This window comes from Mesobacillus campisalis (assembly GCF_000986785.1).
In the GTDB taxonomy this organism is placed as follows: domain Bacteria; phylum Bacillota; class Bacilli; order Bacillales; family Cytobacillaceae; genus Mesobacillus_B; species Mesobacillus_B campisalis.
Map to the genome: position 1 here is coordinate 1 of NZ_LAYY01000025.1, position 12,637 is coordinate 12,637.

Sequence of the window (12,637 nt, forward strand, 5' to 3'; positions counted from 1 at the left end):
CTACGTATTACCGCGGCTGCTGGCACGTAGTTAGCCGTGGCTTTCTGGTCAGGTACCGTCAAGGTACCGGCAGTTACTCCGGTACTTGTTCTTCCCTGACAACAGAGCTTTACGACCCGAAGGCCTTCTTCGCTCACGCGGCGTTGCTCCGTCAGACTTTCGTCCATTGCGGAAGATTCCCTACTGCTGCCTCCCGTAGGAGTCTGGGCCGTGTCTCAGTCCCAGTGTGGCCGATCACCCTCTCAGGTCGGCTACGCATCGTGGCCTTGGTGAGCCGTTACCTCACCAACTAGCTAATGCGCCGCGGGCCCATCTGTAAGTGACAGCAAAAGCCGTCTTTCAGCATTCCCTCATGTGAGGGAATGAATTATCCGGTATTAGCCCCGGTTTCCCGGAGTTATCCCAGTCTTACAGGCAGGTTGCCCACGTGTTACTCACCCGTCCGCCGCTGACCATTGGGAGCAAGCTCCCTCAAGTCCGCTCGACTTGCATGTATTAGGCACGCCGCCAGCGTTCGTCCTGAGCCAGGATCAAACTCTCCAATAAAGAGTGATTAGCTCATAAAATAAAACGTTGGCTCATGTACTCCTATAATAGAAGCCATGAATATTATTGTTTGTTGACGCTTGTTTGTTTAGTTTTCAAAGAGCAATTTTTCAAAGTCACTTCTTATGAAGCAACTCTTATATATTATCAGTTTAAACAACTGATGTCAACAAGTTTTTTTATCATTTAACTTGCTGTCTTGCTGTCTCGCAGCAACAGATATTAATATACCACCGTTATTATGTTGTGGCAATATGTTTTTGTAATTTTTTTGTCTCCGAATTGAAATAAAAGTATTCACACAACTCCATATAAAAAAAGAGCAAAGCGAATTTGCTTTGCCCTTCTTAATCTTAACGATGACGCATTAATGGGAATAACAGTACGTCACGGATTGACGGTGAGTTTGTCAATAACATGACAAGCCTGTCTATTCCAATTCCCAATCCACCGGTTGGAGGCATTCCGTATTCCAGCGCTTCAATGAAATCCTCGTCCATTTCGTGCGCCTCATCATTACCTTGCTCTTTTTCTTTCAGCTGTGCTTCAAAGCGCTCGCGCTGATCGATTGGATCGTTCAGCTCCGTGAATGCATTGGCATGCTCGCGGGCAACAATGAAGAGCTCGAAACGGTCTGTGAAGCGAGGGTCTTCATCATTCTTTTTAGCAAGCGGAGAAATTTCAACCGGATGGCCGTAAATAAACGTTGGCTGAATGAGTTTCTCCTCTACCTTCTGCTCAAAGAATTCATTAACGATATGACCATATTGCATATGCTCGGTAATTTCGACTCCGTGATCCTTGGCAAGCTGGCGCGCTTCTTCGGTGCTCGTTTCTTTCCAGAAGTCTACCCCTGTATATTCCTTGACCGCGTCCACCATATGGAGCCTTTTCCATTCCGGTTTAAGGTCTATTTCATGTTCCCCATACTGGACGGTAGTCGTTCCAAGGACTTCCTGGGCAACATGGGCAATCAGGTTTTCAGTGAGCGACATGATATCACGATAGTCTGCATATGCTTCATACAGCTCAATCATTGTGAATTCAGGATTATGCCTGGTGGATACTCCTTCATTCCTGAATACTCGCCCTATTTCGTACACTTTCTCCAACCCGCCGACAATCAGCCTTTTTAAATGAAGCTCAATTGCTATGCGCATATAAAGAGTCATATCCAGCGCATTATGATGGGTGATAAATGGACGGGCAGATGCTCCGCCGGCAATCGAATGCATCATCGGCGTTTCCACTTCCAGATAGCCTTGGTCGTCAAGGTAGCGCCTCATCGCCTGGATGATCCGGCTGCGGTTAATGAAGGTCTGCCTGCTTTCATCACTTACAATAAGGTCAAGGTACCGCTGGCGGTAGCGCTGCTCAATATCCTTCAGACCATGGAACTTGTCTGGCAGCGGGCGCAAAGCTTTTGTCAAAAACACAAAATCGGTAACTTTAATGGACAGTTCCCCAACCTTGGTTTTGAAAAGAGTGCCTTCAACCCCAACGAGGTCTCCAAGGTCAGCCTCATTAAAGATGGCATACTGCTCCTCGCCTACGGCATCCTGGCGCACATAAATCTGAATTTGCCCGGTCAGGTCTTTCAGATGCGCAAATCCCGCTTTCCCTTTCCCCCGCTTGGTCATAATCCGGCCGGCAATTGTTACGGCCACTTCATTTAATTCAAATGCTTCCTTTTCAAGTTCTCCATATTTCTCAACCAGCTGCTTTGTATCGTGGCTCCGCTCAAAGCGCTTGCCGAATGGGTCAAGCCCCTTATCCCTGAGGGCATTCATTTTCTCTCTTCTGACCTGCAATTGGTCATTTAATTCTTCACTCATTTATTTTCACTCCAATAGTTGAATTGTTGTATGTAAGCTTTGAATAGATACTTTTATTATTTTACACAAAAGAGTCAGCTCAGACATCATAAAATGCATATATACAAAAAAACTGCCAGTTTTCCACTGGCAGTCGTTGTCAATTACATTGGTATTATAGAAAAACTACCTTGGATTGTCAAATTAAACCGCTTGTGATTGTGCTGCGGCTTCCACCTCATTTGCATGATTGGTGAGCAGGTTCACAAGCTCGTCGCGTGTGTTGCACTCGTTGACAAGACTGCGGATTTTCCCATTGCCTGGGACACCCTTAAGGTACCACGCTGCATGCTTGCGCATTTCGCGAACGGCGATATGTTCATTCTTCAAGGCAATCAGGCGGTCAAGATGGAGAATGCAAACATCCATCTTTTCACGTGCAGATGGCTCACCTATCAATTCGCCAGTCTCAAGATACTTAACCGTTCTGTAAATCATCCATGGATTGCCCAGTGCCGCACGGCCGATCATCACGCCGTCTGCACCTGTTTCATCCAGCATTCGTTTTGCATCCTGCGGAGTTTGTACATCCCCATTGCCAATCAGCGGAATGCTGATGGATTGCTTCACTTCACGGATGATGTCCCAGTTGGCGTTCCCTTCGTACATTTGAACACGGGTCCGGCCATGGAGGGCAACCGCGCTGCCGCCTGCACGTTCAACCATTTGGGCATTTTTCACGGCGTAGATATGATCCTCGTCCCAGCCTATGCGCATTTTGACGGTAACAGGCTTGTCTACAGCATCGACTACAGCCGCCACCATATCATAGATTTTGTCAGGATCAAGAAGCCATTTCGCTCCGGCATCGCATTTTGTAATTTTAGGAACTGGACATCCCATATTGATATCAATTATTGCTGCATTGGTGTTTTTGTCGACGAACTTGGCCGCCTGTACAAGTGTTTCTTTTGCGCCGCCAAAGATTTGCAGGCTGAGAGGATATTCGCGATCATCAATATACAGCATATCCAGGCTTTTTTCATTTTGAAACACAATGCCCTTGTCACTGACCATTTCCGCACACACAAGGCCTGCACCAAATTCTTTGACTGTCAGCCGGAAAGCAGAATTGCATACTCCGGCCATCGGCGCAAGGACGACCGGGTTGTCTATTTGAACATCTCCGATTTTAAGCATCATTCTACCTCCCGCTCTTTATTTTATTATTTAACAATTGTTCTTTTCTCCGGGAGGAGCCAGTTCCTCCACGCTGATATCCAGCATGCAGGCAACCAGGCTGCGAAACGATTCGTCTGGCATCCTGTTGCCTCTCTCTATTTCTCCCAGGACGGAAACCGAAACCCCAAGCTCTTTTGCAAAACTTTCCTGTGTAAAACCCTTCAGTTTACGAAAAGCGCGAATACGTCTTCCCCATTTTTCCGCTTCCATATTCGGACTCCTTCTATGTCGGTTATACTGTCACTGCCTGGCAGTGATACAGAATCAATCTCCAATAATGGAATCATGACAAAAGCACGCTCCTGCATACGCGGATGCGGGACTGTCAGTTTCTCCGAGTTAATATTCTCTTGATTATACAGCAATATGTCAAGGTCCAAAGTCCTTGGACCCCACCTTATTCCCCTTTTTCTACCAAGTTTTGCCTCAATTTTATTGACAGCTTCCAGCAAATCAAGTGGGCCCAAGCAGGTCTGGACCTTGACCACCATGTTTAAAAAGGCATCCTGGTCCGTATAGCCTACCGGATCCGTTTCATAAATGGAAGAAGTATTTACCACTTCTATTTTTTCATGCCTGTGCAGAAGCTCGACAGCTCTCCCAAGATACCCTAAACGGTCTCCAATGTTGGATCCCAATGCAAGATAGGCGGTATTTTCCATTTTAACGGCTCCTCGTAATTTCTACAGCTACAGATTCGTAATGCCCTTGGATAGGCGGGTCCGGCTTAATGACGGTAACATGGCAGACTGCCACGGCGTTATAGTTGCTTAAGACAGCGGAAGCAATCTTCTCCGCCACTGCTTCCACGAGCTTAAGGGGCTCGCCTTCAACTACATCCTTGCAGATTTGATACAGCTCGGCATAGTTGATGGAATCTTCAAGCCTGTCGCTTTTGCCCGCTGCAGACAGGTCAACCTCCACCGTAAGGTCAACCGCAAACCGCTGTCCGAGCTTCGTTTCCTCTGGGAAAACACCATGGTATCCATAAAAGCTCATTTTTCTAAGGTGGATTTTATCCACGGCCCTCACCCTTTCCTAACAATGCATCCATCATCATGGCCATCCGGGCTATTTCTTTTACATCGTGAACCCGGACAATATGGCAGCCCTTTTGAATGCCGTAGCAGACGGTGGCTCCGGTCCCTTCCATGCGTTCGTTAACAGGGAGATCAAGGACTTGTCCAATGAAACCTTTCCTTGAAGTTCCAAGCAGCACGGGATAGCCAAGGGCAGCCAACGTATCCAAATGACGCATGATTTCGATATTCTGATCAAAGTCCTTCGCAAACCCAATTCCGGGATCCAAGATGATTTTTTCCGGCTTCACCCCTGCAATTCTCGCCAAGCCGATGCTCTTGTAAACATCATTAAGCACATCACGGACAAAAAGGGAATAGTCCCGGTTGTCCCGGTTATGCTGGAAGATAATCGGAACATCATACTGTGCCGCTATTTTGGCCATCTCGGGGTCGGCCTTAGCGCCCCATATATCATTGATGATATGTGCACCTGCCTTAAGCCCTGCTTCCGCCACTTTGGATTTATACGTATCGACCGATATGGCTACCTCAATATTTTTTGAAATCGCCTCGATGATCGGCACAATCCGCTCAATTTCTTCCTCATCGGAAATCCTGGTATACCCCGGACGGGTGGATTCACCGCCAATATCAATGATGTCCGCCCCATCATCCACCATCTTGGCTGCATATGTTAGTGCTGCATCAATTTGTGCGTACTTTCCGCCGTCCGAAAAGGAATCCGGGGTTGCATTCAATATCCCCATGATCAGCGTCTTTTTTCGGTAATCCAGTTCATACGGCCCCGCCTGTATCACTTGCTTTTGTTCCATATGTTATACCCTCCTATTGCAGACTGTTTCTGGTCCATAGTTTCCTCCGGCATTCCCCATATTGCCGCGATAATGCCTGTACTACCCTGCCCTCTTTCCCAGGAAATGTTTTCTGTCCAAACATGGAAACAGGCACAACTTCCTGGATGGAATTAGTCACAAATAGCTCCTCTGCCTCCAGCAATGCCTCTTGGGGATAAAAGCCTTCCTGCACTCCCAATTGCAGTTTACCTGCCAGCTTCATCACAAATTGACGTGTAATGCCGTTGAGGATACCCGTCTCGACAGACGGCGTAAAAAGAGTTTCACCTTCCGTCCAAAACAGGTTGGAGACAATCCCTTCGGCTAGAAAGCCCTCTCTCGTCAGGAAGATGCCCTCTGCTTCGGAGGATGCTCCGAGCTCCCGTTTTGCAAGAATATTATTGAGATAGTGGTGCGATTTTAGGCGGGTGGCACCTTCCGGGGTATTCCGCCTGATATTCAGTAAAGCCAGTTTCTTCTCCCCCAATTGTGAAGGCGTTCCGAGCGGCTTCATAAAGAGAATCAGGTTTGGCTCTTCATACTCTGCAGTCTGGAGCCCAATTTCTCCATTGCCTGCCGAAACATTCATCCGGACATAGGCATTCTCCAATGAATTTGCTGCCAGAAGTCCCTTCAATATCGGCAGAATTTCGTGCCGACGGTATTCCGCTTTGATACCCAAGGTCCTCAGGCCTTCATTAAGCCGGGCCAGGTGGTCATCCAGCAGAAAGGGATGTCCTTCATAGATGCGGAATGTCTCAAATAGTCCTAGCCCGTATAAAAAACCATGGTCAAAAGGTGAAATTTTCACCTCATCACTGCTGATGTATTCTCCATTTGCAAAAACAATCAAGTTATTCAGCACCCTTGCCTGCCAGGATGGGGTTTTTATTGGCCCCATAAGCATCGATAAAGTTGCGCAGCAGCTGCTTTCCCGCTGTGGTCAGTATTGATTCGGGATGAAACTGTACTCCTTCCACTGGCAATGTCTTGTGGCGGATGGCCATGATTTCCCCTTCATCCGTCCATGCAGACACTTCTAGGCAGTCCGGAAGACTCTCCTTTTTTACAATCAGGCTGTGGTACCGTGCGGCCGGGAATGGGGATTCAATTCCCTTGAAGATGGTCTTGCCATCGTGATGGACCATGGATGTTTTCCCGTGCATCAGCCGTTCCGCCTGAATCACTTCCCCTCCAAACACCTGTGCGATTGCCTGGTGGCCAAGGCAGACACCAAACACCGGCAGATCGCCTGCGTACTGCTCAATCGCCTGAAGACTGATGCCTGCTTCATTGGGCGAGCAAGGCCCCGGCGAAATCATGAGATATTTTGGCTTGATTTCTGCAATATCGCTTGTTGTCAGCTGGTCATTGCGGATGACTTTCAGTTCTTCCCCCAGTTCTCCAAGATACTGTACGAGATTATAGGTAAAAGAATCGTAATTATCAATCATTAAAATCATGTATTCTCACCTTTTTCTGATTCTGCGAGCTCTTTTGCCCTCCATAGCGCGAAAGCCTTTTTGAGCGATTCTTTATATTCATTTTGCGGATTTGAGTCGATGACGATTCCGGCCCCTGCCTGGATATGGGCTTTTCCTTCCTTGGCAAGCAATGTACGGATGATGATATTCATATCCATATCACCATTAAATCCAACCCACCCAAGCGACCCGGTGTAAGGCCCTCTTCTGACCGGTTCAAGTTCTTCTATGATTTCCATTGTCCGAACCTTCGGGGCACCCGTGATTGTCCCGCCGGGGAACACAGCATGGATGACATCATCCCAGTTACTGTCAGGGCGGAGTTCTCCCTTTACATTAGAAACGATATGCATAACATGGGAGTATTTCTCAATTACCATGAACTCATCCACTTCAACAGTGCCATACTGGCATACCCTTCCCAGGTCATTTCGCTCCAGGTCGACAAGCATAACATGTTCCGCCCGTTCTTTTTCGTTATGGATTAACTCTGCAGCAAGTCTGGCATCGTCCAATTCATCCCTGCCCCTCGAACGCGTTCCCGCAATCGGGCGGGTGCTCACTTCCCGTCCCTTTTTCTTTACTAGCAGCTCAGGCGATCCGCAGACCAGCTGAAAATCTTCTGTATGATAGTAGCCCATATAGGGAGAGGGGTTGAACTCTCTCAGTTTACGGTACACATTGAGAGGGTGAGCTTCCAGCGGCCGGGTCTGCCTGACAGAAAGGTTGACCTGAAAGACATCCCCCTGGGAAATATAGTGCTGAATCTTTTGAACCGCATCGATGAACTGCGATTCACCCATTGAGACTTCCATCTCTCCCCCCGCTGAAACACGCTGGGGCAATTGGCCGGCTTCCCCTGTCTTGGTCCATCTCTTGAGCCATTCATCCGCTTTTTGCTCAGCCGCTTCCTCCCGGCCTTCTTCTGCAAGCAGCATGATCCAAAGCTGCTTTGTCACATGGTCAAATACAAACCACTGGTCAAAAACAAAGAAATGGACTTCAGGCATCGCCAGATCATCAGCACCAATTTGCGGGAGCTTTTCAATGGAACGGGCATAATCATAGCTGATAAAACCGATGGCTCCTCCCCGGAAATCCGGCAGGAGCTCATCTGCTGTTTCCACCTGATATGTCTCCATCCACTTTTTTATCTCCGCCAGCAAATTGCCGTAAAGCTTGGTTGTCCCATGCTGATCCCTGACAGTCAGCTCTCTGTCTTTTCCTGTTAATACTGCCGCCGGACCAAAGGCTGCCACGGAATAGCTACCGCCCCTGCCGCTTTCCAGCAGTACATGTTCTTTAAAATCTGTGGCTATAATTGCATACTGGCGAAAAAATCTGTCATGCTCATATGCAAGCTTTTTATAATAAATACCATATTTCGGCATCGTTTGCACCCCTATTAATTGTCTCCCTATCATCATACATGAAGCTTGGGCTTGTTTCCTATTTTTCCACAAAAAAAGAGACATACCCGAAGGCATGCCTCTTCACGATCATCTTAGTCAAATTGGTAAAGCGGTGTGCTTAGGTAGCGTTCGCCGTTGCTCGGGATGACAGCAAGCACCTTTTTGCCTTTTCCAAGCTTCTGGGCTACTTGCAGTGCAGCATAGATGGCTGCTCCTGAGGAAATTCCCCCAAGAATGCCTTCTTCCTTCGCTGCGCGGCGTGCATATTCAAATGCCTGCTCGTTCTGCACCTGGATGATTTCATCATAGATTCCGGTATCGAGGACATCCGGCACAAAACCGGCACCGATTCCCTGGATTTTATGCGGTCCTGGCTTTCCGCCGGAAAGTACCGGAGAATCTGTAGGCTCTACAGCCACAATCTGAATTCCCTCGTACTTTTCACGAAGGACTTTTCCCGCACCTGTAATGGTCCCGCCTGTACCAATTCCTGAAATAAAGGCATCAAGCTGGTCGCCCATTTGCTCGACAATCTCAGGTCCGGTTGTTCTCTCATGGACAATCGGGTTGGCTTCGTTTTTAAACTGCTGAGGCATGAAGTAGCCGTTTTCCTTTGCCAGCTCTTCCGCCTTGCGGATCGCACCGCCCATTCCTTCTGGCCCTGGAGTGAGGACAAGCTCTGCTCCATATGCCCTTAAAAGATTGCGGCGCTCCATGCTCATTGTTTCAGGCATGACAAGAATTGCTTTGTATCCTTTGGCAGCAGCCACCATTGCAAGGCCGATTCCCGTATTGCCGCTTGTTGGCTCAATCAGGGTGTCACCTGCTTTAAACTTTCCGCTTTCTTCGGCTGCTTCAATCATAGCCAAAGCAATACGGTCTTTAACACTGCTCCCCGGGTTCATGTATTCCAGTTTTAGATACACATCCGCACTGTTCTCGTCTGTCAGGCGGTTCAGTTTAACAATCGGTGTTTGGCCAATCAGTTCCGTAACGGAGTTTGCAATCCTTACCATTTTTATCCCCCTATCATTAATCCGAGTAAATTAATTGGTTTAATTTAAATTTATCAGCCTTTTCAGGTATTGTCAAACATTTTCTGCCAGCATGGAGACCAATTTTAAGCTTAAGTTAGAAAAAAAGCACAAACCATTTCTGATTCATGCTTTTTAAATTAGTTTTTTCCTATTTCCCGTAAAACCAGCTGACTTCCGCTTCGGACCAGAAGTTCCGCGCTGAAACCGGAAGATCCATTTGCTCCACCGCCATCTGTCTGCGCACCCGGTCTTTAACTTCCGAAAATGCGTATTTCTTCCCTTCCACTTTCTCATGCAGATAAACGATGCCATAACCGGTCTCGAGCTTGATAGGTCTGCTCCAGCTTTGTTCTTTTATACCCCGGACTTCGGCAAGAACCTGGGGTTCCACTCTTTCGCTTTCCTCGCTCACAAAGCCCAGTTCTCCCCCCTGGTTGGCGGAAAACTCGTCCAAGGACCGCTCCATGGCCAGGGCGGCAAAGCTGGATCCTTCCTCAAGCTCCTTAATCGTCTGCTGTGCTTCTTCCTCCGTTTTCACAATGATCTGTGACAAACGGTAGGCAGCGGGAATCTCAAATAAGCTCATGTTCTGGCGGTAGTACTCTTCCAATTCTTCATCCGAAAAAACAGCATCCTTGGTAAGCAGTTCCTCAAGCATCAAGCCAAGCTTCACCTGTTTCTGCCATTGTTCATCGTCAAAATTCTGCCCCTGCGGCCCATACAGCACCTTATACATCGTTAATTCCTGTTCAACATCAGTATCCGAGACCTTGATTTTATATTTGGCCGCCATTTTTTCAATGACCTTCTGATCCACCAAATCCCGCAGAGTTTCTTCCCCATACCTTGCTTCCATTTCCCCCAGCCATTCCTGCCTGGTGATTTCTTCCTTTCCGACCGTGGCAACAGTTTCCTTCCCTGCTCTCCAATCCGGACGGGACAAGAAGAAAGAAAGTGTCAGGATATTAAGGATGCCCAAAGCAACAACGGCCATCAACAGCTGTCTTTTCCCCAATTTGTCTTCCCCCAGGTTTTTATTGCGCCTGATTCATCATTTCTGTCAATTCAGCTTTATCAAATACATATTTTTCGTTGCAGAAATGGCACTGGGCTTCCGCCTGGCCATCCTTGGCAATCATATCCTGTATCTCTTCCGCCCCAAGGCTGATAATCGCGCTTCCAAAGCGGTCTTTCGAGCACTTGCATTTGAATGCAACAGGAATAGTCTCAAGGAATGTCACATTTTCCTTCCCCAATACCTGTTCGAGAAGTTCTTCAGGAGTCAATCCTTTCTCAATCAGCTTTGATACCGGCGGGATTTCCTTTAACCTCCGCTCAATCTCGTCAATTGTTTCTTCGGCGGCCCCAGGCATAAGCTGGATAATGAAGCCTCCGGCAGCCAGAATGCTGTTGTCCGGGTTTACAAGCACCCCCACCCCAACAGATGATGGAAGCTGTTCCGAAACCGCAAAGTAATAGGTGAAGTCCTCGCCCAGCTCGCCAGACACAATCGGCACCTGGCCAGTGAAGAAGTCACGAAGGCCGATGTCTTTTACAACTGAAAGCATTCCCTCGGTTCCAACAGCAGCCCGGACATCAAGCTTCCCTTGCTCATTCAAGTCAAAGTGGACATGCGGGTTGGAGACATAGCCCCTGACATCCCCTTTTGCATTGCTGTCGACAAGAATGACGCCAATCGGCCCTCCGCCCTCGACCTTGATCGTCAAGTTATCATCACCTTGCAGCATCGCACCCATCATGACACCTGCCGACATTGTGCGGCCAAGTGCTGCCGATGCAACCGGCCATGTATAATGCCTCCTTTGCGCTTCAGCTACTGCTTCTGTCGTCCTGACAGCATAGGCTCTCACTTGTCCGTCAAAAGCCAATCCTTTTACCAAATAATCATTCATTAGTCTGCTCCTTTCTCGTCGGTGAACTATTTTGCCAGATCAAGATTCCGCTCGTAAATAAGCTGCAATCCTTTTAAGGTCAAGTATGGGTCGACAATGTCAATTACGCTGGACTCTTCCGCAATGAGGCCTGCGAGCCCTCCCGTGGCAATCACAGTCGGGTCAGTGTCCCCTTTAGCTTTCATCCGTTTAACTATTCCCTCTACCTGCCCGACATATCCGTATAAAATTCCCGACTGCATGGCGGAAACGGTGTTGCGCCCGATAATGTCATCCGGCCGGGTAATTTCAATCCTCGGCAGCTTGGCTGCTATTGAGTATAGAGCCTCCGTGGAGATGCCGATGCCAGGCGCAATCGCACCGCCCATATACTGCTTCTTGTCATTTATATAGCAATAGGTGGTTGCCGTTCCGAAGTCAACAATGATCAGCGGACTGCCGTACTCATGGATGGCAGCCACCGCATTCACAATCCGGTCAGCACCTACCTCGCGTGGATTATCATACTTGATGTTCAAGCCTGTTTTGATTCCAGGACCGACAACCAATGGTTTTATATCAAAATATTTTTGGCACATTCTTTCAAGCGCAAACATGATCGGCGGCACTACCGAAGATATAATGATGCCATTAATGTCGGAGGAAGAAAGGCCGGCATGGTCAAACAAAGCTTTTATCGTCATGCCGTATTCATCTTCACTTCGATTCCGGCTTGTCTCAATTCGCCAATGATGCTTTAGTTCATCCTGTTTATATACCCCTAATACGATATTCGTATTGCCCACATCTATCACTAAAATCAAGTATCTCACCACTTTACGAAATTTTTCAGACAGAAAACACTGCCAACATCATACCATAATCTTCAAAAACCAAAAAGGAAAAGAGAAGGCGCCAGAGCTGGACATGGATGAAAAGCGCAGGGATGGCTCAATCGTTTTTATTGTCCGATTTCCTCGTTTTATTTGCCGTTCCCGCTCTTCTATTTACTGTTTTTGCACTTTTATTTGCCGTTTCCCAGGTCTTATTTGCCGATTTTCCCGATCTATTTGCCAGGGTACCTTTCTATTGTCCGATTTTCCCGTTCTATTTGCCGGTTCACTGGTTCTACTTTCCCATTTTCCTGTTCTATTTGCCGATTCCGCTCTTCTATTTGCCGGTTTTCCTCTTCTATTTGCCGTTTCCCCGGTCCTATTTGCCAACTTTCCTGTTCTATTTGCCAGGCACCTTTCTATTGTCCGGTTTCCTCGTTCTATTTGCCAGTCGATTATAATTCCAGTAATCCAATGCCCAAACAGAAAAAAAGACGCCCT

14 protein-coding genes and 1 rRNA gene are annotated in these 12,637 nt (G+C 47.7%); 1 reads left to right on the forward strand and 14 read right to left on the reverse strand.

The genetic code is table 11. The annotated features are described in order from the left end of the window. From WQ57_RS17945 to WQ57_RS18010, 14 genes are all read right to left on the reverse strand, one after another. A 16S ribosomal RNA gene (locus tag WQ57_RS17945) occupies positions 1-546 on the reverse strand; the annotation flags it as partial. Between the two features lie 353 nt (positions 547-899). Then, positions 900-2,381 carry a lysine--tRNA ligase gene (lysS, locus tag WQ57_RS17950; protein ID WP_046525145.1) on the reverse strand — a complete coding sequence of 494 codons (1,482 nt, stop codon included), beginning with the start codon at positions 2,379-2,381 and terminating at the stop codon, positions 900-902. 183 nt (positions 2,382-2,564) lie between these two features. After that, on the reverse strand, positions 2,565-3,560 hold the full coding sequence (gene dusB, locus WQ57_RS17955) for a tRNA dihydrouridine synthase DusB (RefSeq protein WP_046525146.1): 996 nt from the start codon (positions 3,558-3,560) through the stop codon (positions 2,565-2,567). 30 nt (positions 3,561-3,590) lie between these two features. Then, positions 3,591-3,812 (reverse strand): helix-turn-helix domain-containing protein, encoded by a 222-nt coding sequence (locus WQ57_RS17960; protein ID WP_046525147.1) that lies wholly within the window; start codon positions 3,810-3,812, stop codon positions 3,591-3,593. Beyond that, positions 3,764-4,264, reverse strand: coding sequence for a 2-amino-4-hydroxy-6-hydroxymethyldihydropteridine diphosphokinase (gene folK / locus WQ57_RS17965; protein ID WP_046525148.1), 501 nt, complete (start codon positions 4,262-4,264; stop codon positions 3,764-3,766). Before folK ends, WQ57_RS17960 begins: the two co-directional genes overlap by 49 nt. 1 nt (position 4,265) lies before the next feature. After that, positions 4,266-4,625 (reverse strand): dihydroneopterin aldolase, encoded by a 360-nt coding sequence (folB, locus tag WQ57_RS17970; RefSeq protein ID WP_046525149.1) that lies wholly within the window; start codon positions 4,623-4,625, stop codon positions 4,266-4,268. Beyond that, positions 4,618-5,457, reverse strand: a complete 840-nt coding sequence (gene folP / locus WQ57_RS17975) for a dihydropteroate synthase (protein WP_046525150.1) — start codon at positions 5,455-5,457, stop codon at positions 4,618-4,620. Before folP ends, folB begins: the two co-directional genes overlap by 8 nt. Before the next feature lie 13 nt (positions 5,458-5,470). Then, entirely contained in the window at positions 5,471-6,331 is an 861-nt protein-coding gene (pabC, locus tag WQ57_RS17980; RefSeq protein WP_046525151.1) for an aminodeoxychorismate lyase, read from the reverse strand. Position 6,332: 1 nt separating this feature from the next. Continuing rightward, a complete protein-coding gene (pabA, locus tag WQ57_RS17985; protein ID WP_046525152.1) occupies positions 6,333-6,941 on the reverse strand; it encodes an aminodeoxychorismate/anthranilate synthase component II in 609 nt (202 codons plus the stop codon). Then, positions 6,938-8,353, reverse strand: coding sequence for an aminodeoxychorismate synthase, component I (gene pabB, locus WQ57_RS17990; RefSeq protein ID WP_046525153.1), 1,416 nt, complete (start codon positions 8,351-8,353; stop codon positions 6,938-6,940). Before pabB ends, pabA begins: the two co-directional genes overlap by 4 nt. A gap of 113 nt (positions 8,354-8,466) precedes the next feature. Further along, positions 8,467-9,390 carry a cysteine synthase A gene (gene cysK / locus WQ57_RS17995; protein ID WP_046525154.1) on the reverse strand — a complete coding sequence of 308 codons (924 nt, stop codon included), beginning with the start codon at positions 9,388-9,390 and terminating at the stop codon, positions 8,467-8,469. A 169-nt stretch (positions 9,391-9,559) separates the two neighbouring features. Continuing rightward, on the reverse strand, positions 9,560-10,426 hold the full coding sequence (locus WQ57_RS18000; RefSeq protein WP_046525155.1) for a peptidyl-prolyl cis-trans isomerase: 867 nt from the start codon (positions 10,424-10,426) through the stop codon (positions 9,560-9,562). 19 nt (positions 10,427-10,445) lie between these two features. Then, positions 10,446-11,324: an Hsp33 family molecular chaperone HslO gene (gene hslO, locus WQ57_RS18005; protein ID WP_046525156.1), complete on the reverse strand. Its 879-nt coding sequence runs from the start codon at positions 11,322-11,324 to the stop codon at positions 10,446-10,448. Between the two features lie 26 nt (positions 11,325-11,350). Further along, entirely contained in the window at positions 11,351-12,127 is a 777-nt protein-coding gene (locus tag WQ57_RS18010) for a type III pantothenate kinase (protein WP_046525157.1), read from the reverse strand. A gap of 107 nt (positions 12,128-12,234) precedes the next feature. On the opposite strand from WQ57_RS18010, the gene WQ57_RS18015 reads away from it, so the two are divergent. Beyond that, a complete protein-coding gene (locus tag WQ57_RS18015) occupies positions 12,235-12,597 on the forward strand; it encodes a hypothetical protein (protein ID WP_046525158.1) in 363 nt (120 codons plus the stop codon). The last annotated feature ends 40 nt before the right edge of the window (positions 12,598-12,637 follow it).